The organism is Streptomyces sp. PA03-6a (assembly GCF_033792765.1).
Taxonomy (GTDB): Bacteria; Actinomycetota; Actinomycetes; order Streptomycetales; family Streptomycetaceae; genus Actinacidiphila.
The window spans coordinates 1-18,142 of sequence record NZ_JARAVK010000069.1 but is presented as its reverse complement, the minus strand read 5'-3'; the positions used below and the strand labels follow the sequence as shown (position 1 = coordinate 18,142).

The window sequence follows — 18,142 nt, the reverse complement described above, 5'->3', positions numbered from 1 at the left end:
CCGCCGTACCGGACGGTAGGGCCACGGGCAGGAGCGTGCCCCGGGTGGGGCCGGGAAAGGGCTAGTGCCGCATCAGGCAACGTTCGCCTACTGTGATGTGACGTGTCCTTGATCGATAGGCTTCGAGAACGTGTTCAGGCTGGTGATCCTGGAGGTGCCCTCGTGGCCGTCGAGTGGGTTCGGCTCAAACTCGACCTGGATGCGTTCGACGATGCCCGATTCGAACCGTACCTCCGACGCTGCCAGCAGGCTGGCATCGAGTTCACGACCATGGCAGCTGTCGGCGACACGGTTGAACATCGGCGTGCGCTTTACGACCTGAACAAGACGTGCTCCGCCGACATCCCGGAGCGGGGGGAGTTCTACACGTTCGACGAGTACCTCGCCCAGCGCATCGAGACTCCGACCTACGATCCCCAAGGTGTCGTCCTTGCCCTGGACGGTGGGTCATGGGTTGGCATGGCAACCACGTCGCTCCAACCCGAAGGGCACGCCCTCAGCGAGATGACCGGGCTGCTGGCCAGCCATCGGGGAAGGGGAATCTCGCTGGCCATGAAGCTCCTGGCCATTGGCTTCGCGCGTTCTCACGGAACCCACTGGCTGCAGACCTTCCACCACCCTGACAACGCATCGGCCATCGGCATGAACCGACGGCTCGGCTTCGTCAACGCCGAGCCACGAGTTGCAACCACGTGATGGTCCTGCACCTCCTCTGTGTGATCGTGCGTGGCACGAGCCGCTGGAGAATAACAGCCCCAACTGACAGCACCGCCAGGGGATTTCCCCTGACGGCGCTGCTGTGGGTTGGTCCGCCGCGACCGCCGGTCAGGGGTGGAACGGGTCCGAGGAGTGGGTGAGCGGAGCGTTGTGCACGGACGCCGAGTTGTACGTCCAACGGTCGGCGTGGGCCTGCTCACGGCGGGCCTGCTCGATGAGGAGGCCGTCCACGTTCTCCGTGCGGCGGTTGCTGCGCCGCAGGAGTTTGACGACCAGGTACGTCACGAAGGACGCGAGCAGGAGCAAGAGGATCCCGAGTTCGACCACAGCAGCTCTCCCCCGTGTGTCAACAGCTACGTGACCTGCATCGTATCCGCGGAGTGGTGGCTTGTCCCTCCCGCTTGAGCCTCATTTGAGCTTGCGGGAAACCCGGTTGGCGCCGGGAGGGCGCGCTGCCATGATCACGGGTCATGGGAGAGGCGACGACGGTCCGCGCGGTCAACGCGCTGACCGTGGGGTGGGCGGGCCAGGCGCTGCGGCACAGCGAGGAGACGGTGTTCTCCGCCGCAGGGGTGTGGCCGCTGCTGGCCCTGTTGGCGGCAGGATCGGACGGTGCCGCGCGGGACGAGCTGGAGCGGGCGACGGGGATCGGGTCCGGTGAGGCCGCCGAGGCAGCGGGACGGCTGTTGGCGCGCCTGGACGGGCTGCCGGGCGTGGCCGCCGCGATCGGGTTGTGGAGCAAGGCCTCGCTGCCGCTGGAACCCGGGTGGGTCGGCGCGCTTCCACCGGCTTCGCACGGAGTGCTGAGCGGCGACGTCGCCGCCGACGGCGGGGCGCTGGACGCCTGGGCCGACAAGCGCTCCGGCGGCCTGATCCCGAGGATGCCGGTGCCCTTCAACGCGGAGTCGGAGCTGGTACTGGCCGGCGCTCTGACGGTCAGGACCGACTGGCTCCGGCCGTTCCGGAACCACGGCGGGGTCCTCCACCGCACCACCGCGCTGCTGGACCGTGCCGAGGTGGTGGAGGCGCCGTGCGGACGGGTGACGGTGCTGAAGGTGGTGGGCACGGGCGGGATCGACGTCCACCTGCTGCGCGGTGAGGAGGACGTGGCGGGTGGCGAGGTGCTTGCGGCGGGCGTGGGCGCACTGCAGCGCACGTACCCGGCCGTCCCCGGGGACCGGCTTCCGTACGGGGCACCCGGTCCCGGGGTCACGGTGTCCCGCGTGCACAGCTGGGACCGCGAGCCGTACCTGTCGGTGACCGCGGTGCCGTTCGAGGTGACGGCTCACCACGATCTGCTCACTCACGCCGGGCTGTTCGGGCTCGCCTCGGCAGCGGACCCCTCCCGGGGGCACTTCCCCGGCATCAGCCGCGAGCCGCTGGTCGTGGGCGCCGCCGGGCAGACGGTCACGGCCGCCTTCAGCGCGCTGGGCTACCGTTCCGCCGCGGTCACGGCGTTCGGCGCCGTGGCGCTGGGCATACCGCCGTCCACGACGAAACGCGTCGCCGTCGAGTTCACCGGGCCGATCGGCTTCCTGGCCGTGCACCGGACCTCCCGGCTGGTGCTCAACGCGGGGTGGGTGCACGCTCGGTTCCCCGGCGAGGACTGGGACGCGGAGGACGAGTGACGCAAGGCCGTGCCGCCGGCCCCGCGGCGCACGCCGATCGGGCCGTCACTGGGCGGCAACGATCCACACGCTCAGGAACACCCCTCCCACCGCGACCCCGATGTGCAGGCCCATCCAGAGCACGTAGAGGCGGATCCTCGCCGTGCGGGCGAACCTGGCCTCGTGGCGGGCGTAGGGCTCGGACTTGACGCGCCGCAGACCCAGTTCGGGGTGCTCGTCTGCGATCGCGGCGTACAGCGTGCGTATCTGCCGGTTGTGGAGGCTGGTCCGCTCGCGGTACTTCCAGCACGTGAGGGTGCCGTACACGCCCAGGAGGACCATGGGCACGGTGACGCAGAGGTCGCCGGTGCGCAAGTGCTCCTTCTGCGCGAGGAATCCGAGCCCGGCCGCGACGACGACGATGACGATGTTGGTCAGTGCGGCCCGCTGGTTCTCCGACTGAAGGGCCTGCGCGCGCTGGTCCTTCCAGAGTTCCAGCAGGACGTCCGTACGATCGGCCATCGGTCCCCACCCCCACGCGCTGTCCGCCCCCGCGGGACGTCATGCCCTCGGGCCACGATGTCTACCCGCCAGGTCACCCGCGAAGCGCCGGGTGAGCCGGTGGCGACGCCGCGGAGAGCGTGGTCGTGCGCCGTGGCATGATCACGACGTGACGCAAACTCGACGCCGTTACGCCGGCGCACCGGCGCTGGTCCTGCTCGCGGTCACCGTCGCCGGGTGCGCCGGTCCGGCCGCCGGTCCAGGGGCCGGGGGCCGGATCCCGCGGGGAAGGGCCTCTGTCCGCCGCCGGAGGCGCAGCCGGCGGAGCCCTCGCCGTGCATGACCCTCGACTGGAACCAGCGGGTCGCGGAGAACCACGCCTACCGCAGTGCCCTGCCGATCACCGAGGAGCAGAAGCGGCAGGGGGCGCCGAAGGCCGCGGCGCTGGCGGCGACGCTGACGGAACTGGCGGCCTCTGGGACCTCGCAGGAGGCACTGTGCACGGCGGCGGCACGGGCCCTGGTTCTGACGTCCACTCAGATCGAGGTGCAGGGCGATGATTTCGACCCCTTGCGCAATGTGCTCGTGGGCGGTGGTGAGGGACGGGTCTGCGTCAACGGCGCCGTGGACGGCACGGGGAAGGCGCACGCGGAGGTGGTCGGGCGTACCGCGGACGGGTCGTGCCTGCCGGGGCCGGGCGGGCACTGAGCCCGCCCGTCAGGCGGTGGCCTCGTCCAGCAGTTCCAGGACGTGCCGGTAGGGGCGGCCGGTGGCGCGGGTCATGCCCATCTCGCAGGTGCGGTTGCACGAGGCGTACGCGTCGTACGTCCCGGCGGTGATCTCCGCCGCCTGGGCGGCCGTCGCGGACTCCGTGACCTCCGGGTGGAGCAGTCCGCGGTCCCCGGCGAAGGCGCAGCAGCCCCAGTTGTCGGGGACGGTGACCTGTTCGCTGACCGCGGCCGCGACCTGGCGCAGGGCGGCGTCGATGCCCAGGTGGACGGTGGAGCAGGTGGGGTGCAGGGCCATCGTGCCCATGCGGCGCGGGGCGGGCAGCGCGGGGAGCAGGTGCTCGGCGGTGAAGGCGACGCTGTCGACGAAGCGCAGCGCCGAGAACCGGGCGCGGTCGGACTCCGGGAGGGTGTCGGCCAGTTGCTCGAGGCCGTGGGTGCAGGAGGAGGCGTCGCACACGACCGGCAGCCGCCCGCCGTCGCTGGCCTGCCACAGTGCCTCAAGGGTCCGTCCGGCCATGGTGCGGTGGCCGTCGGTGTAGCCCTTGGACTGCCACGGCGTGCCGCAGCACAGGCCGGTCAGGCCGTCCGGCACCGTGACCTGGACGCCGGCGCGTTCGCTCAGCCGCAGGAAGGCGCCGGCCGCGCCGCCGGAGTCTCCCTCGGGGGCGAAGACGCTGCCGATGCAGGCGGCGAAGAACACCGCCTGTGCCCCTTCGGGGTGCCGGGGGGCGGGGCGGGCCGGGCCGCCGCGCGGGATGTCGCCGGACCAGGTGGGCACCAGCTCCGTCGCCCCGAGCTTGCGGACCGCGCCGGTGGCGGCGCGGGTGACCGGGATGGGCAGCGCGTGGGCGGTGTTGAGGGCGGCGCGCACTCCGGTGACGGCACTCCCCCAGTGCCGGGCGGTGGTGTTGCCGAGGCGCTGGGCGGTGGGGCTGTGGCGCTTCGCGCGCAGGCGCTTCATGACCGCGCCGGTGTCGATCGTGACGGGGCAGGCGGTGACGCACAGGCTGTCGGCCGCGCAGCTGTCGACGGCCGCGTACGCGTAGTCCGCCTCCAGGGCGCGGCGGCGCTCCTCGTCGCCGGCGGCGGTGGCCAGGGCGATCTCGCGCTGCAGGGCGATGCGTTGCCGGGGCGTGGTGGTGACGTCGGCGGTCGGGCAGACGGGCTCGCAGTAGCCGCACTCCACGCACGCGTCGACGGCCGGGTCGACCGCGGGCACGCTCTTCAGGTCGCGCAGGTGCGCGGCCGGGTCGTCGGTCAGCAGGACGCCGGGGTTGAGGACCTCGTGGGGGTCGCACAGGCGCTTCAGCTCACGCATGACCTCGTACAGCTCGTCGCCGTACTGGCGGTGGACGAAGGGGGCCATGGCGCGGCCGGTGCCGTGCTCGGCCTTGAGGGTGCCACCGGCGTCGAGGACGAGGTCGACCATCGCGTCGGTGAAGCGGGCGTAGCGCTCGGTCTCGGCGCGGGTGTCGAAGTCCTGGGTGAGCATGAAGTGCAGGTTGCCGTCGCGGGCGTGTCCGAAGATGACCGCGTCCTGGTAGCCGTACCGGTCGAACAGGCCGATCAGGCCCTCGCAGGTGCCGGTCAGCCGTTCCATGGGGACCGCGATGTCCTCCAGGAGCGCGGTCGTCCCGGCCGGCCGTGCCCCGGCGACGGCCGTGTACAGGCCCTTGCGCAGGTGCCAGAGCCGGCCGCGGACGGCCGGGTCGCGGGTGAGCGCGGACCCGGTGACCGCGGGCAGCCGGTCCAGGACCGGCTGGGCGGCGGCCACGGTCGCGTCGAGCGCTTCGGCGCTGTCCTCGGCGAACTCCACCAGCAGGGCCGCGTGCCGATCCACCCGCAGCCCGCGCAGTTCCTCGACGGGGTCGGCGGCCTGCTGTGCGACGCGCAGGGAGGCGGCGTCGAGGAGTTCGGCGGTGCGGGCGCCGGCGGCCAGCAGCGCGGGCAGGGCGTCGGTCGCCTCGGCGAGGCCCGGCAGGATCAGCAGGCCGGTGGCGGTGTGCGGCAGCAGGGGGACGGTGCGGAAGACGGCCTCGCCGACGAAGCCGAGGGTGCCCTCGCTGCCGATCATCAGGTGGGCGAGGATGTCGGCGGGGTCGGTGTGGTCGAGGAACGAGTTGAGCCCGTACCCCATGGTGTTCTTCATCGCGAACAGCCGCTCGATGGTGGCGCGGGAGGCGGCCGAGGCGCGGACCCGGTCGCGCAGCCGCAGCAGCCCGGCGTGGAGACCGGGCTCGTGGGCGCGCAGTGCGGCGTCCGCGTCGGGGGCGGCGGTGTCGACGACGGTGCCGGACGGCAGCACGAACTGCAGCGACTCCATGGTGCGGTAGGCGTTGTCCTGGGTGCCGCAGTTCATGCCACTGGAGTTGTTGGCGACGAGCCCGCCGATGGTGCAGGCGCTCTCGCTGGCCGGGTCGGGGCCGAGCCGGCGGCCGTGCCGGGCGAGCCGCGCGTTGGCCTGGCGCACGGTGAGTCCCGGCTGCAGCCGGATGCGCAGGCCCTCGTCGAGGACCTCGGCGGAGCGCCAGTGCGTGCGGACGTCCACCAGGACGCCGTCGCCGCCGGCCTGCCCCGCCAGGCTCGTGCCGCCGGAGCGCAGCGTGAGCGGTATCCCGGCCCTGCGAGCCCCGGCCATGAGCGCGCCGACCTCGGCGGTGGAGGCGGCGCGCACCACGGCCTGCGGTGTGAAGAGGTACGGCGAGGCGTCGTGGGCGGCCGCGACCCGGCGGGGCACGTCGGTGGAGACCCGGGAGGGGTCGGCCACGCACGCCGTCAGCCACGCGGCCGGGCCGGGGTCGGCGGTGCGGGACGTGGTGGCGGGGGTGGCGGCGGAGGTGCTCATAATTCCTCGGGTACGACGGTACGAGGGTACGACGCGGCGGCGGCGGACGGTCAGCGGTCGGGGCCGGTGATCCGCAGCAGGCGGGGCGGCTGTGCGGCGGGTTCGGGCAGGCGCAGCGGGGCCAGGCCGGGGGTGATGCTGCCCAGCACCGTGGCGCGGCGGGCGCCGGTCCCGGAGGTGAGGGTGCCGGGCAGGCCGTTGACGGTGAGGAAGCCGAGCACGGCGAAGGCGAGGGCCTCCTTGGCGTCGGAGGGCAGGCCCAGGTCGTCGCTGGGCCGCAGCGTCACGCCGGGCAGTTCCTCGCCGATCATGCGCATCAGCACCGGGTTGCGGGCGCCTCCGCCGGACACGACCAGGCTGGTGACCCCTTGCGCCCGGCAGGCGTCGGCGACGGTGACGGCGGTGAGCCTGGTCAGGGTGGCGAGGACGTCGTCGGTGCCGGGCGTGGGCACGGCGGCCAGGGCCCGCTGCAGGTACGGCAGGTGGAAGAGTTCCTTGCCGGTGCTCTTCGGTGCGGGCCTGCGGTAGTAGGGGTCGTCGAGGAGGACCTTGAGCAGGTCGGGGTCGGTGCGTCCGGCCGCGGCGCGGCGGCCGTCCTCGTCGTAGGCGGCGGCGCCGCCGGTGAAGTGGCGTACGGCCGCGTCCAGCAGGGCGTTGGCGGGGCCGGTGTCGAAAGCCAGGGGCTCGGCGCCGGGGGCGACGACGGTGATGTTGGCGATGCCGCCGAGGTTGAGCGCGGCGGGCACTCCCGGCAGCCCGCGCAGCAGCAGGGTGTCGGTCATCCCGACCAGTGGGGCGCCCTGGCCGCCGGCGGCCACGTCCCTGCTGCGCAGGTCGGACACCACCGGCAGCCCAGTGGCCTCGGCGATCCAGGCCGGCTGGCCCAGTTGCAGGGTGCCGCGGACGGTGCCGTCCTCGACCCAGTGGTGCATCGTCTGGCCGTGGGACACGACGAGGTCGGCGGCGCCCGTGCACAGCTCGTCGAGCGCGCGTGCTGCGGCGTCGGCGAAGGCCTGGCCGATGCCGGTGTCCAGCGCGCACACGGCCTGGGTGGTCGTCGTCGCGGGCGGCAGGGTCGCGCTGATCAGGTCCCGCAGGTCGTCGGCGTAGGGCACCGACAGATGACCGAGCGGCCGCATGAGCAGGGTCTCGCCGTCCAGGGTGAGGTCGGCGGCGGCCGCCTCGATGGCGTCGTACGAGGTGCCCGACATCAGGCCGATCACGCGCATGGCTTCTCCCAACTGTGGTCTCCGGGGCGGTCGTGCGGTGCCCGGGGTGGGGGCCGCCCGTCGGCGGTCCCCACCCCGGGGGTCCTCACTCGAGGCCTGCGCCCGCCGCGACACGACCGGAGCCGGAACCGGACTCGGGGCCGCCGTCGGTCAGCTCGACCTCACGCACCTCGCGGACCTCGGGGGCCTTGTGGAACAGGCTCATCACACCGCCGATGACCAGGGTGATCAGCACGCCGATCGGCACCAGCCACTGGGCGGCGATGGCGGTCGGCACCGTCGCGCCCGCCACGGTGACGTCGATCTTCACCGAGCGCACGATGTAGGTCATCACGCCGACCGTGACCAGGAACGCGACGACGGCGTCGACCTCGTTGGCGCGCCTGATGATCCGGCCGAGCAGGAAGGCGCCGAGCAGCGCGCCGTAGGTGTAGCCCGCGATGGTCAGGCCGGTCAGGTAGACGTTGCCGGTGCTGGTGCTGAAGGCGCAGGCGAAGATGGCCATCAGCACGGCCCACACCAGCGTCATCACCCGGGCGAGCTTGAGCAGCGACTCCTCCGACGGGGTGCTGCGGAAGAAGCTGTGGATGATGTCGGCGACGGTCGAGTTGGACATGGAGTTCAGCGCGGAGGACAGGGAGCCCATCGCCGCGCCGAGGATGCCGGCCACGAGCAGGCCGGAGATCACCACGGGCAGCCCGTGCAGGATGAAGTTCGGGTAGAGGTTGTCGGAGCTGTGCAGGCCCAGCTCGGAGAAGCTCTTGCCCTTGTTGTACGACCACAGCAGCGCGCCGACGAGCGAGAAGGCGGCGAACTGGAGGGTGACGAAGACACCGGAGGCGATCATGGCCTTCTGGCCGTCGCGCAGCGAGCGGGTGGCCAGGACGCGCTGGACGATCAGCTGGTCGGAACCGTGGCTGGCCATCGCGAAGATGGCGCCGCCGATGATCGCGGTCGGCAGGGCGAACGGGCTGGTGAGGACGTGCGCCAGGTCGAAGTTGGTGTCGAACAGCTTGAAGTGGCCCGAGTGCAGGGCGTCGGAGAAGCCGCTGCCGCCGACGTGGCCGGAGAGCACGGCGATGGCGAGGATGGCACCGCCCAGGTACAGGCCCATCTGGATGGCGTCGGTCCAGATGACCGCCTTGATGCCGCCGAGGTAGGTGTAGACGACGGTGATCACCGTGAGGACGATGATGATCAGGCGGTAACCGGCGTGCACGCCGAACTCGTCGAGCAGCAGCTTGATCGGGATCGCGGAGGCGAACAGGCGGACGCCCTCGGCGAGGAGGCGGGTGAACACGAAGGTCACCGAGGCGAGTCCTTGCAGCTTCAACCCGAATCTGCTGCCCAGGTACTGGTAGGCGCTGACGAAGCCGCCGCGCTTGTACAGGGGGATCAGCACGGTGGCGACGACCACGCGGCCGATGACGTAGCCGAGGGCGAGTTCGACGTTGCCGAAGCCCTGCCCGCTGTAGGCGCCGCCGGGCACGCTGATGACGGTCAGCACGCTGGTCTCGGTGGCCACCACGGAGAAGGAGACGGTCCACCAGGGCATGTGCCCTTCGCCGACGAAGTAGTCCTTCGCCGTTTTCTGCCGTCCGGCCAGTCGCAGTCCGATCCAGGCGATGGCGATCAGATAGACGACGATCACGACGAGGTCGAGTTGACGCACGCTCGCTCCTAAGCAGCGGCCGGCGGGATCACCGGCGTGGTGGGGACAGTGGGTGACGTCGTCCGGCGGACTCGGACGACGTGGGGTTCGTGCGGCACGGTGGCGTCCCGTGCCAGCAGGCGCGCGCCGTCCAGCGGGTCCCCGAGCGGGGGCCGCGGACTCAGCGGTGGCGCGGAGCCCTCGAGCATCGCGCGCAGCGGTGCCATGAGCGGTTCGCCGAGGCCGGTCAGCCCGCCGGTGACGGTGACGGGCAGGACCTCCCCGGTGATCCGGGCGGCGGCCGCGAGCACGGCCTCGCCCAGTGCGGTGGCGGCGTCCCGGACGATCACCCCGGCGACGGCGTCACCCGATGCGGCGGCGTGGGACACGTCCGGGGCGAAGGAGGCCGCGGTCCGGGCGGGGTTGCCGCCGGCCGCGAGGGCCGCGGGCAGCGCGTCGGGGTCGCCGAAGCGCCGGGTGGCGGCGGCCAGCAGCGTGGTGTCCGGGCCGCGTCCGTCGTGGGCGCGGAGTGCGGCCCGCAGGCCGGTCACCCCGATCCACGCGCCGCTGCCCTCGTCGCCGAGCCAGGGCCCCCAGCCGTCGACGCGGGCGTACGAGCCGTCCTCGCCGATGCCGATGGCGACGGAGCCGGTGCCGATGGCCAGCACCACGCCCGTACGGCCGCCCAGGGCGCCCGCGTGGGCGGTGACGGCGTCACTGGTGACGGCGACCTCGTCCGCGGGCAGGTCCTGGAGGAGCAGTTCGGCCAGGGTGCGGGCGGCCTCCGGGGCCGCGGCCGCTCCGGCGGCGCCGACGCAGACAGCGGCGAGCCGGCCCGGGGCGTACCCCTCGATCAGTGGCAGGACGGCGGCACGCACGGCGGCGCGCGCCGCTTCGACGCCGCCCTCGGCAGCGAGTCCCGGGGCCCCCGGAACCTCGTGGACGGGACCGACGGTGCCGTCCGTGCCGGTGAGCACGGCACGGCAGCCCGTCTTCCCCAGGTCCACAGCCACTGCTGCTGTCATGCGGCACGCCCTCGTGTCGTACGGGATCCGGCACGTCGGGTGGTCACGGTGGGCGGTGACCGGCGCGGATCGCGGTGCAGCGAGTATCGGAAGGCAGACGTCCGTATGTCAATAAGTAACTTCACGAAATGCATCACGTAAATTTTTGACGCAACCGACGGGGCGTGGTTACGCTGAGGCCACCCACTCAGGAGGGAACCCATCCATGGCCTCCCAGGACCCGACCCGCACCGCCGCGCAGCCGGCCCAGGAGTCCGCCACCGGCGGCGACACCCTGGCGCGCATCCGCGCGGCCCTGCCCGGCCTGGCGCCCTCCGAACGACGGGTGGCCGAAGCCGTCCTGGCCGATCCGGCGCAGGCGGCGGAGCTGTCCATCAGCGCCCTCGCCGAACGCGCCACCACCTCGGTCGCCACGGTCATGCGGTTCTGCCGGACGATGAAACTGGGCAACTACCCGCAACTGCGGCTCGCGCTGGCCGCGGCCGCCGCCCGCGAGCACGCGCTCGGCGGCGAGCGCCCGACCCCGGGCACCGACATCAGCGCCACCGACACCCTCGAACAGATCGTCCACAAGATCGTCTACAACGAGGTCCGCGCCCTGGAGGACTCCGGGGCCGGACTGGACATCGAGGCGCTCGGCCGCGCCGTCGACGCCGTCGCGGGCGCCCGGCGCGTGGACATCTTCGGCGTCGGCGCCAGCGCCTTCGTCGGCCAGGACCTGCACCAGAAGCTGCACCGCATCGGCCACATGGCGTTCATCTGGACCGACCGCCACGCGGCCCTGACCGCCTCCGCCCTGCTCGGCCCCGGCGACGTCGCCCTGGCCATCTCCCACTCCGGGGAGACCGAGGACACCGTCGAGCCCCTGCAGGCGGCCGCAGAACGCGGCGCCACCACGATCGCCCTCACCAACGTCCCGGGCTCCACCCTGGCCGACGGAGCCGACCTGGTGCTCGCCACCTGCGCCCGCGAGACCCCTTTCCGGTCCGGCGCGACCGTCAGCCGGATCGCCCAACTCGCTGTGATCGACTGCCTGTTCGTCGGCGTCGCCCAGCGCTCCTACGACGCCACGACCGCGGCGCTGCAGAAGACCTACGGGGCCGTGCAACGCCGCAGGCGCCCGCAGCCACAGCGCCGCACCCCGGCGGACGACTGACCGCCGGCCCCGCACCACACCCCGGCACCACCAGCACCACCGAAAGGACGACCGCGCCGTGGACCTCAGCACACTCGGCACCGAGACCCGCAACGAGCGGACCGCCGAACTGGACCGCATGCCGGTCTCCGAACTCCTGTCCGTGATGAACGCCGAGGACCAGACCGTCGCCCTCGCCGTCCGCGAGGCACTCCCCGAGATCGGCACCGCCGTCGAGGCCATCACCGAGTCCCTGCGCCGCGGCGGCCGCCTGATCTACCTCGGCGCCGGCACCAGCGGCCGCATCGGCCTGCTCGACGCCGTCGAGTGCCCGCCGACCTTCGGCACCGCGCCCGAGCAGGTCGTGGGCCTGCTCTCCGGCGGCCCGGGCGCGTTCATCGTCGCCGTCGAGGGTGCCGAGGACGAGCCCGCCAGGGCGATCGCCGACCTGGACGAGATCGGCGTCGGCGACCGGGACACCGTCGTCGGCCTCGCCGCGAGCGGCCGCACCCCGTACGTCATCGGCGGCCTCAAGCACGCCGCGACGCGGGGCGCCGTCACCGTCTCCGTGGCCTGCAACCGCGACGCCCTCGTCAGCCGCTACGCCGACGTCCCGATCGAGGTGCCCACCGGCCCGGAGATCCTCACCGGCTCCACCCGGCTCAAGGGCGGCACCGCGGAGAAGATGGTCTGCAACATGCTCTCCACCGCCGCGATGGTCCGCCTCGGCAAGGTCTACGGGAACCTCATGGTCGACGTGCGCGCCACCAACAACAAGCTCGTCGACCGCGCCCGGCGCATGGTCGTGCAGGCCACCGGCGCCGACCCCGACATCGCCGCAGAGGCCCTGAGCGCCGCGGGCGGCCACGCCAAGACGGCCATCGTGATGCTGCTGACCGGCGCCACCGCCGAGGAGGCCGCCCGGCGCATCGAGCAGGCCCACGGCGACACCCGCACCGCCGCGGGCCAGGCCTGATCCCGGGCCCGGCCCCGGGCCCGTCACGGGCACAGGGGAATCTGCCGCCCATCGCAGCGGTTCTCCCCTGAGGGGGCGAGCCTCCTCGCCCATGGCCATGGACGAGACGATCTGCATATGCACGGAGCGGAATCGGGGGGCACACACCGGGGTCCGGCAGCGCACCGAGGGGCGGTCATCTCCGTCGACCCCGAGGGACGCGTCGACGGCTGGAGCGCGGGGGCCGAGAGCATCCTCGGCTACCGCAGGGACGAGGTGATCGGCCGGCCCGCGCTGGACCTCGCCGACGACGACGCGCGCCAGGCCCTGGCGATCGGCCTGACCGGCCGCCGCTGGGAGGACCGGGCCGTGCTCCGGGACAAGGCGGGCCGTCCCGTGGAGGTGGAGGTCCTGATCCGGCCGGCGTCCGCCGACGGCAGGTCCACCGTCTGGTTCGTCAGCGGGCCGTCCGGTCCGTCGGCGGACGACGACCGCGGCGGCGGCATGCTGGAGCGGGCCTGGTCCCAGTCGTCCGCCGCCATCGTCGTGTGGTCGCCCGGACTGCGCCTGCAGTGGGCGAACGAACTCACCTGCCGGCTCTTCAACGCCGACGTCGACCGCATGCGGGGACGCCGGCTCACGGAGATCCTCACCCCCGACAGCCAGCACTACGCCGTCGAGGAGGCGCTCCGCCGCGCCCGGGACACCGGAACGACGCAGTACGTCGTCACCCACGAGCAGGTGCCCGGGGAAAAGCGACCCCATGAATGGGCCCTCCACATCGACCCCCTCCGGGACGAGGACGGCACCGTGGTGGGCCTGTGCTCCATGGCACGCGAGAACTCCGCGGAATTCTGGGCCCGCCGGCGCCTGATCCTCCTCAACGACGCCCGGCGCAGCATCGGTCTCTCGCTCGACGTGGGAAGCACGGCCCAGGAGCTCACCGAGCTCGCGGTGCCCGACCTCGCCGACGTCGCCATGGTGCATCTGCTGCCCCAGGCGCTCGGAGCCCGCGGTGCGGCCTCCCGCGACCCGGTGGAGGTCCGGCTCGCGGCGGCGAGCGGCCGCGCGCTGCCCCCGCCCTCACCCTCCTGGCACGTGGTGGACCGCCGGTCCCTGCCCGGTCGTGCCCTGGCCGAGCGCAGGGCCGTACGGGTCGACCTGCCGCACGAGGCCGCGGCCTGGGCCGGGCAGGAGGGCGGCTTCGACCGGGACGCGCGCGGAGGGGCCATCTGCGTGCCGCTGACGGCCCGGGGCGGCACCCTGGGGGTGGTGACGTTCCTGCGCCTCGGGACGGCGTTCGACTCCGACGACCTGCTGCTCGCCGAGGAACTGGCCGCCACGACCGCCATCTCGGTCGACAACGCCCGCAATTTCCAGCGCGAGCACAGTACCGCCCTGACGCTGCAGCAGAGCCTGCTGCCCAGGGAACCGCCCGCCCAGAACGCGGTCGACGCCGCCTACGGCTACCGGCCCGCCGACCTCGCCGCGGGGGTGGGCGGCGACTGGTTCGACGTGATCCCGCTGTCCGGCGCACGCGTCGCCCTGGTCATGGGCGACGTCGTCGGGCACGGGGTGCGTGCGGCCGCGACGATGGGACGCCTGCGTTCGGTCGTGCGTACCCTCGCGGACATCGACCTCCCGCCGGAGGAACTGCTCACCCGCCTCGACGACATCGTGAACCGGCTGGACCAGGAGACGGAGGCCAACGCCCCCGATCCGGAAGTCGGGGCGTCGGTCCTCTACGCGGTGTACGACCCCGTCTCGCGCCGGTGCCGGATGGCCCGGGCCGCCCACGTGGAACCGCTGCTCGTGCTGCCGGACGGCACGAGCAGCCGGGTGGAACTCCCGGAGGGACCTCCGCTGGGCCTCGGGGGGCTCCCGTTCGAGTCGGCCGAGGTCACCCTGCCCAAGGACTGCCTGCTCGTCCTGTTCACCGACGGGCTGGTCAAATCCCGGCACCAGGACCTCGACGAGGGGATCGCCAGGCTCCAGACGTCCCTCGCCACGGCCACGTCCTCGATCACGGCGGTCTGCGACGACATCATGGGCGCCCTGCCGCCCGGGGACGGCAGCGACGACGCCGCGCTGCTCGTCGCGCGGCCCCGCGCGCTGGACGGGGCCGACGTCGCCCACTGGGACGTGCCGGCCGATCCTTCGGCCGTCGCCGCGGTACGCGAGGGGACGACCGCGAAACTCGCCGCCTGGGGGCTGGAGGACCGGGCCTTCGCCACCGAGCTCATCGTCAGCGAGCTGGTCACCAACGCCCTGCGGCACGGACGCGCCCCGATCCGCCTGCGGCTCATCAAGGACCGTTCGCTGATCTGCGAGGTCACCGACGGGAGCAACGCCGCCCCTCACCTGCGCCGGGCGCGCACCTTCGACGAGGGCGGCCGCGGACTCTTCCTGGTGGCGCAGCTGTCCTCCCGCTGGGGCAGCCGGCCGACGGAACTCGGGAAGATCATCTGGTCGGAGCAGCAGCTGGACCAGGCAGGCTGAGCCCGGCCGCGGCCGCCGCCCTTCCGGACGGGCCGCGGCGCCGCACCGCCGATAGAGTGAAGATCGCGGGGGTACCGCGACCGGGGAAGGTGACGACGGCCATGGCCGGACGGTTCGGCTACCGGAGGATCTACGAGGACGCCTCGTCCCAGGAGGGCAAACGCGTCCTCGTCGACCGGCTGTGGCCCCGGGGCGTGAGCAAGGAGCGGGCCCACCTCGACGAGTGGCTCCGCGACGTGGCACCGTCGGCCGACCTCCGTCACTGGTACCACCACGACACGGAACGCTTCGCCGAGTTCCGCGAGCGGTACCTCGCCGAACTGGAGGACCCCGAGCACCGGCCGGCCGTCGAGCACCTGCGCGACCTCGCCGCCCACGACAAGGTCACCCTGCTCACCGCCACCAAGGACGTCGACCACAGCGAGGCGGCGGTGCTCGCCCGGTGGCTGGACTCCGCGGGGCCCGCGGGGCGCTAGTCGCCCGCCCCGCCGTCGAGTTGGAGGTCCGGCCGGACGTGGCTGCCGCGGAGCAGGGCGGTGACGGTACTAGCGTTGGTGGCATGCGCTACGAGGTGACCGATGCCGACACCGCGACGACGGTGGGCAGCGGCGACGTACCCGTCCTGTCCACGCCGCAGCTCGTCGCCTGGCTGGAGGCGGAGACGGTGCACGCCGCGGCACCCTTCACGGCGGCGGGCCAGACGACGGTGGGAACGGCACTGCGGATCCAGCACGTCCGCGCCACACCGGTCGGCGGCAAGGTCGACGTCTTCGCCGAGCCTCCGCCCTCCCCCACCGGCCGGCGCCTCACCTTCCGGGTGCGGGCCGTCGACGACTGGGGCCGGCTCGTCGCGACGGGCGAGATCGACCGGGCCGTCGTCGACAGGGAACGTTTCCTTGCGGCCGCCCTCGATCCGGAGCACCCCGCCGAGCCGTCCTGACGCGGCGGGCGTACCTCGGCACGGGAGCCGGTCCGGGAACTGCTGCGGCGTGAAAGCCGCCGGCCGCGGCCCCCGCCCGGCTCAGATACGTGTCGCTGGTTATCTTGCGGTCGAAGGCGGCGGGCCTCAGTCCCTCGACACGGCTCGCCGGCAAGAGCAGCACCGAGCCCCTGCGCCATCCGGCCGGACGGCACGACCGGGCTGCGGCCACCGCCCGACGGCTTCGTCAGGGCTGGTCGTCAGTGCTTGAAGACGTCCTTGGTCCTCTCCTTCGCGCCCCGCATCCTGCCGCGCGATTCGAGGGCGGCGCCCTTGGCCGCGAGCGTTTCCTTGTGCACCGCGTGGGCCGCCTTCCGCACGGTCTTCCCGACGACCTGTTCCATCTTCGCCTTGGCTTTCTCTCCGGCGCTCATCTCGGCACCTCCACGGCCTCTCAACCGGCGCGTGCCCGTGGGGCGGGCGTCGAAACCACGACCACTGCCGGGCGGACGACCCCGGCACCGGCGGGCCGACCGGGTCAGAGCAGCGACGCGGTCACCGCGGCGAGGCGCCGGCGGTACTCCGGGTCGTAGGCCTCGGCGGCCGCCCGGGCTTCCTTCTCGCCCTCGAAGTACCGGCCTGTGACGCCCGCCAGCGCGGGGGCGTCGACCAGGCGCCGCGTGGCCGCGACGCCCTGCTCCAGGGAGTCGACGACGTCCATCCCCGAGCGCCGGGACATGGCGGTGGGCATGAAGGTCGCCGGGTGGACGCTGTTGACGGTGATGCCGGTGCCGGAAGGTTCATCGGCGAGGTCGAGGCTGTGGCAGATGAGCGCCAGCTTGGAGCGGCAGTAGGCGGCGACGTCGGTGTGGTCGCGGGTGAGATGGTGTCCGTCCGGGCGCTGCCCGTCCTCGCGCCGCTGGCGGCCCGGGGTGTCCTGCTGCGCATCACGACCGGCCTCGCCGAGGACCTGCTCGAGGGCCTGCACGGCGGCCGCTTCGATCTCGTCCTGTCGGCGGTGCGGCCGCGCGGCCGCTCCCTGGCCGCCGTCCCGCTGATGGACGAGGAGTTCGTCCTGGTGACGACGCCGGAATGGGCCGCCGGGATCGGGCAGCTCACCTGCGACGACCCCGGCCCGCTGCGCGAGGTCCCGCTGGTGGCGTACGCCGAGGACCTGCCCATCCTGCGCCGCTACTGGCGCCACGTCTTCCGTACGCGTCTGACCGCCCGGCCCGCCGTCGTCGTCCCGGACCTGCGCGGGGTGCTCGCCGCCGTCGTCGCAGGCGGGGGTGCGACGGTGCTCCCCCGCTACCTGTGCGAGGCGGAGCTGGCGTCCGGCGCGCTGGTGGAGTTGCTGACGCCGGAGGACCCGCCCATCAACACCGGCTTCCTGGTCTCACGGGCGGGCGCGCCCGCCCGTGCGCCGGTCACCGCCGTACGCGAACGGCTCCTGGAGGCGGCCCGCGACTGGTGACGGGCGGCGCCGTTGCCCGTCTGGGTGCGACAACATGCGGCTCCGGCACCGTAGGTGAGATTACGTCAGGGAACGGCCGGAGCACCTCGCGGTCGTCCTTGCGGTCAAGTCGACTCCGGAGGCCGAGAACACCCGGAGATCGCCGGCAGGCCCGGGACCGGTGGATCCCCAACGTCGCCGTCCCTGGGCATTCCTGACGGGCCACCAAGCTCCGCGGCACGTGGCCGGGGCCTGGTGACGTTGCCCTCCGCGTACGTCCACGGCCATCCACGCGGCCGGACCGGATGGATCCGGCACCGCACGAAGCTGCCCGCGGCCGTGTCCCCGAACTCCCGGTCATAGCGGGTCTTGTCGGCACACGACGGCGTTCGGGCGGCCTCGTGATGACACAACTGTGCCATGGCACAAGAGCGACGCCCCAGGCCCTTGAGCGGAGACGGGGACGCCTCGAAGATCAATGGCCGTCCACTCTTCACATGGCTTGAGGAGTTTCCTTGCCCACGGTTCACATCCCCCGGACCAGGTCCGGGGCGATCACGCTCGGCGTGGTCGCCGCCCTGGCACTCGGGGTCATACCGGCCACGGCCGCCGTATCCGCGGACCCCGCCGGTCGCGGGCCCGCCGCCGGCGCCGCACAACGGCCACCCGGCAACGGCGGCACGCACACCGTCACCCTCATCACCGGCGACAAGGTGACGATCGGCACCGCCGCCGACGGCACCACCGTCCGGTCCTTCCAAGGTGCGAACGGCACGACCACCGGATTCCACCGGGCGGTCGTCGACGGGGCCACCTACGTGTACCCCGACGCCGTCCTGCCCTACGTCAGCGCCGGGACGCTCGACAAGCAGCTG

At 73.1% G+C, this 18,142-nt stretch carries 18 protein-coding genes; 10 read left to right on the top strand and 8 right to left on the bottom strand.

Features of this window, described 5'->3' with window-relative positions; genetic code table 11:
• Positions 1–162: 162 nt before the first annotated feature.
• Complete coding sequence (locus tag PV350_RS18465) at positions 163–696, top strand: GNAT family N-acetyltransferase (protein WP_499509058.1); 534 nt, start codon at positions 163–165, stop codon at positions 694–696.
• 129 nt (positions 697–825) lie between these two features.
• Here the strand turns inward: PV350_RS18465 and PV350_RS18460 are convergent, their stop codons facing one another.
• Positions 826–1,044: a hypothetical protein gene (locus tag PV350_RS18460; RefSeq protein WP_499509059.1), complete on the bottom strand. Its 219-nt coding sequence runs from the start codon at positions 1,042–1,044 to the stop codon at positions 826–828.
• Positions 1,045–1,187: 143 nt separating this feature from the next.
• Here PV350_RS18460 and PV350_RS18455 point away from each other — a divergent pair, with 143 nt between their 5' ends.
• Positions 1,188–2,345 (top strand): serpin family protein, encoded by a 1,158-nt coding sequence (locus PV350_RS18455; protein ID WP_500334896.1) that lies wholly within the window; start codon positions 1,188–1,190, stop codon positions 2,343–2,345.
• 45 nt (positions 2,346–2,390) lie between these two features.
• Here the strand turns inward: PV350_RS18455 and PV350_RS18450 are convergent, their stop codons facing one another.
• Positions 2,391–2,846, bottom strand: coding sequence for a hypothetical protein (locus PV350_RS18450; RefSeq protein WP_500334894.1), 456 nt, complete (start codon positions 2,844–2,846; stop codon positions 2,391–2,393).
• Between the two features lie 318 nt (positions 2,847–3,164).
• Here PV350_RS18450 and PV350_RS18445 point away from each other — a divergent pair, with 318 nt between their 5' ends.
• Positions 3,165–3,533, top strand: coding sequence for a hypothetical protein (locus PV350_RS18445; RefSeq protein WP_500334893.1), 369 nt, complete (start codon positions 3,165–3,167; stop codon positions 3,531–3,533).
• A gap of 9 nt (positions 3,534–3,542) precedes the next feature.
• On the opposite strand, the gene PV350_RS18440 is transcribed toward PV350_RS18445, so the two are convergent.
• The 4 genes from PV350_RS18440 to PV350_RS18425 all read right to left on the bottom strand — a co-directional run bounded on the left by PV350_RS18440 (position 3,543) and on the right by PV350_RS18425 (position 10,306).
• On the bottom strand, positions 3,543–6,401 hold the full coding sequence (locus tag PV350_RS18440; protein WP_500334891.1) for an FAD-binding and (Fe-S)-binding domain-containing protein: 2,859 nt from the start codon (positions 6,399–6,401) through the stop codon (positions 3,543–3,545).
• A gap of 50 nt (positions 6,402–6,451) precedes the next feature.
• The gene (locus PV350_RS18435; protein WP_500334889.1) at positions 6,452–7,630 is read right to left on the bottom strand and encodes an anhydro-N-acetylmuramic acid kinase; all 1,179 of its coding nucleotides are present in this window, start codon (positions 7,628–7,630) and stop codon (positions 6,452–6,454) included.
• An 85-nt stretch (positions 7,631–7,715) separates the two neighbouring features.
• Positions 7,716–9,302 carry a sodium:solute symporter gene (locus PV350_RS18430; protein ID WP_499509065.1) on the bottom strand — a complete coding sequence of 529 codons (1,587 nt, stop codon included), beginning with the start codon at positions 9,300–9,302 and terminating at the stop codon, positions 7,716–7,718.
• A gap of 8 nt (positions 9,303–9,310) precedes the next feature.
• Positions 9,311–10,306 carry an N-acetylglucosamine kinase gene (locus tag PV350_RS18425; RefSeq protein WP_499509066.1) on the bottom strand — a complete coding sequence of 332 codons (996 nt, stop codon included), beginning with the start codon at positions 10,304–10,306 and terminating at the stop codon, positions 9,311–9,313.
• Between the two features lie 205 nt (positions 10,307–10,511).
• Between PV350_RS18425 and PV350_RS18420 the strand changes: the two genes are divergently transcribed.
• The 5 genes from PV350_RS18420 (at position 10,512) to PV350_RS18400 (ending at position 15,835) form a co-directional block, all read left to right on the top strand.
• Positions 10,512–11,462, top strand: a complete 951-nt coding sequence (locus PV350_RS18420; RefSeq protein ID WP_499509067.1) for a MurR/RpiR family transcriptional regulator — start codon at positions 10,512–10,514, stop codon at positions 11,460–11,462.
• 58 nt (positions 11,463–11,520) lie between these two features.
• Positions 11,521–12,417, top strand: a complete 897-nt coding sequence (gene murQ / locus PV350_RS18415; RefSeq protein ID WP_500327614.1) for an N-acetylmuramic acid 6-phosphate etherase — start codon at positions 11,521–11,523, stop codon at positions 12,415–12,417.
• 117 nt (positions 12,418–12,534) lie between these two features.
• Positions 12,535–14,895, top strand: a complete 2,361-nt coding sequence (locus tag PV350_RS18410) for an ATP-binding SpoIIE family protein phosphatase (protein ID WP_500334887.1) — start codon at positions 12,535–12,537, stop codon at positions 14,893–14,895.
• 101 nt (positions 14,896–14,996) lie between these two features.
• Positions 14,997–15,371 (top strand): DUF488 domain-containing protein, encoded by a 375-nt coding sequence (locus PV350_RS18405; RefSeq protein ID WP_500334885.1) that lies wholly within the window; start codon positions 14,997–14,999, stop codon positions 15,369–15,371.
• A gap of 83 nt (positions 15,372–15,454) precedes the next feature.
• Positions 15,455–15,835, top strand: a complete 381-nt coding sequence (locus tag PV350_RS18400) for a thioesterase family protein (RefSeq protein WP_500334883.1) — start codon at positions 15,455–15,457, stop codon at positions 15,833–15,835.
• Between the two features lie 239 nt (positions 15,836–16,074).
• Here the strand turns inward: PV350_RS18400 and PV350_RS18395 are convergent, their stop codons facing one another.
• On the bottom strand, positions 16,075–16,248 hold the full coding sequence (locus PV350_RS18395; RefSeq protein ID WP_499509072.1) for a hypothetical protein: 174 nt from the start codon (positions 16,246–16,248) through the stop codon (positions 16,075–16,077).
• A gap of 104 nt (positions 16,249–16,352) precedes the next feature.
• The gene (locus tag PV350_RS18390) at positions 16,353–16,553 is read right to left on the bottom strand and encodes a hypothetical protein (RefSeq protein WP_500334882.1); all 201 of its coding nucleotides are present in this window, start codon (positions 16,551–16,553) and stop codon (positions 16,353–16,355) included.
• A gap of 81 nt (positions 16,554–16,634) precedes the next feature.
• Here PV350_RS18390 and PV350_RS18385 point away from each other — a divergent pair, with 81 nt between their 5' ends.
• Positions 16,635–17,288 (top strand): substrate-binding domain-containing protein, encoded by a 654-nt coding sequence (locus PV350_RS18385; RefSeq protein WP_500334881.1) that lies wholly within the window; start codon positions 16,635–16,637, stop codon positions 17,286–17,288.
• A gap of 494 nt (positions 17,289–17,782) precedes the next feature.
• On the top strand, positions 17,783–18,142 hold a 360-nt coding region (locus PV350_RS18380), incomplete at its 3' end, for a hypothetical protein (RefSeq protein WP_500334880.1).

Bases quoted from the DNA above. Each gene is read 5' to 3' on its own strand.
- PV350_RS18455 (WP_500334896.1), top strand. From the start codon at position 1,188: ATGGGAGAGGCGACGACGGTCCGCGCGGTCAACGCGCTGACCGTGGGG.
- PV350_RS18450 (WP_500334894.1), bottom strand. From the start codon at position 2,846: ATGGCCGATCGTACGGACGTCCTGCTGGAACTCTGGAAGGACCAGCGC.
- PV350_RS18445 (WP_500334893.1), top strand. From the start codon at position 3,165: ATGACCCTCGACTGGAACCAGCGGGTCGCGGAGAACCACGCCTACCGC.
- PV350_RS18440 (WP_500334891.1), bottom strand. From the start codon at position 6,401: ATGAGCACCTCCGCCGCCACCCCCGCCACCACGTCCCGCACCGCCGAC.
- PV350_RS18435 (WP_500334889.1), bottom strand. From the start codon at position 7,630: ATGCGCGTGATCGGCCTGATGTCGGGCACCTCGTACGACGCCATCGAG.
- PV350_RS18425 (WP_499509066.1), bottom strand. From the start codon at position 10,306: ATGACAGCAGCAGTGGCTGTGGACCTGGGGAAGACGGGCTGCCGTGCC.
- PV350_RS18420 (WP_499509067.1), top strand. From the start codon at position 10,512: ATGGCCTCCCAGGACCCGACCCGCACCGCCGCGCAGCCGGCCCAGGAG.
- PV350_RS18410 (WP_500334887.1), top strand. From the start codon at position 12,535: ATGCACGGAGCGGAATCGGGGGGCACACACCGGGGTCCGGCAGCGCAC.
- PV350_RS18405 (WP_500334885.1), top strand. From the start codon at position 14,997: ATGGCCGGACGGTTCGGCTACCGGAGGATCTACGAGGACGCCTCGTCC.
- PV350_RS18400 (WP_500334883.1), top strand. From the start codon at position 15,455: ATGCGCTACGAGGTGACCGATGCCGACACCGCGACGACGGTGGGCAGC.
- PV350_RS18395 (WP_499509072.1), bottom strand. From the start codon at position 16,248: ATGAGCGCCGGAGAGAAAGCCAAGGCGAAGATGGAACAGGTCGTCGGG.
- PV350_RS18390 (WP_500334882.1), bottom strand. From the start codon at position 16,553: ATGTCCCGGCGCTCGGGGATGGACGTCGTCGACTCCCTGGAGCAGGGC.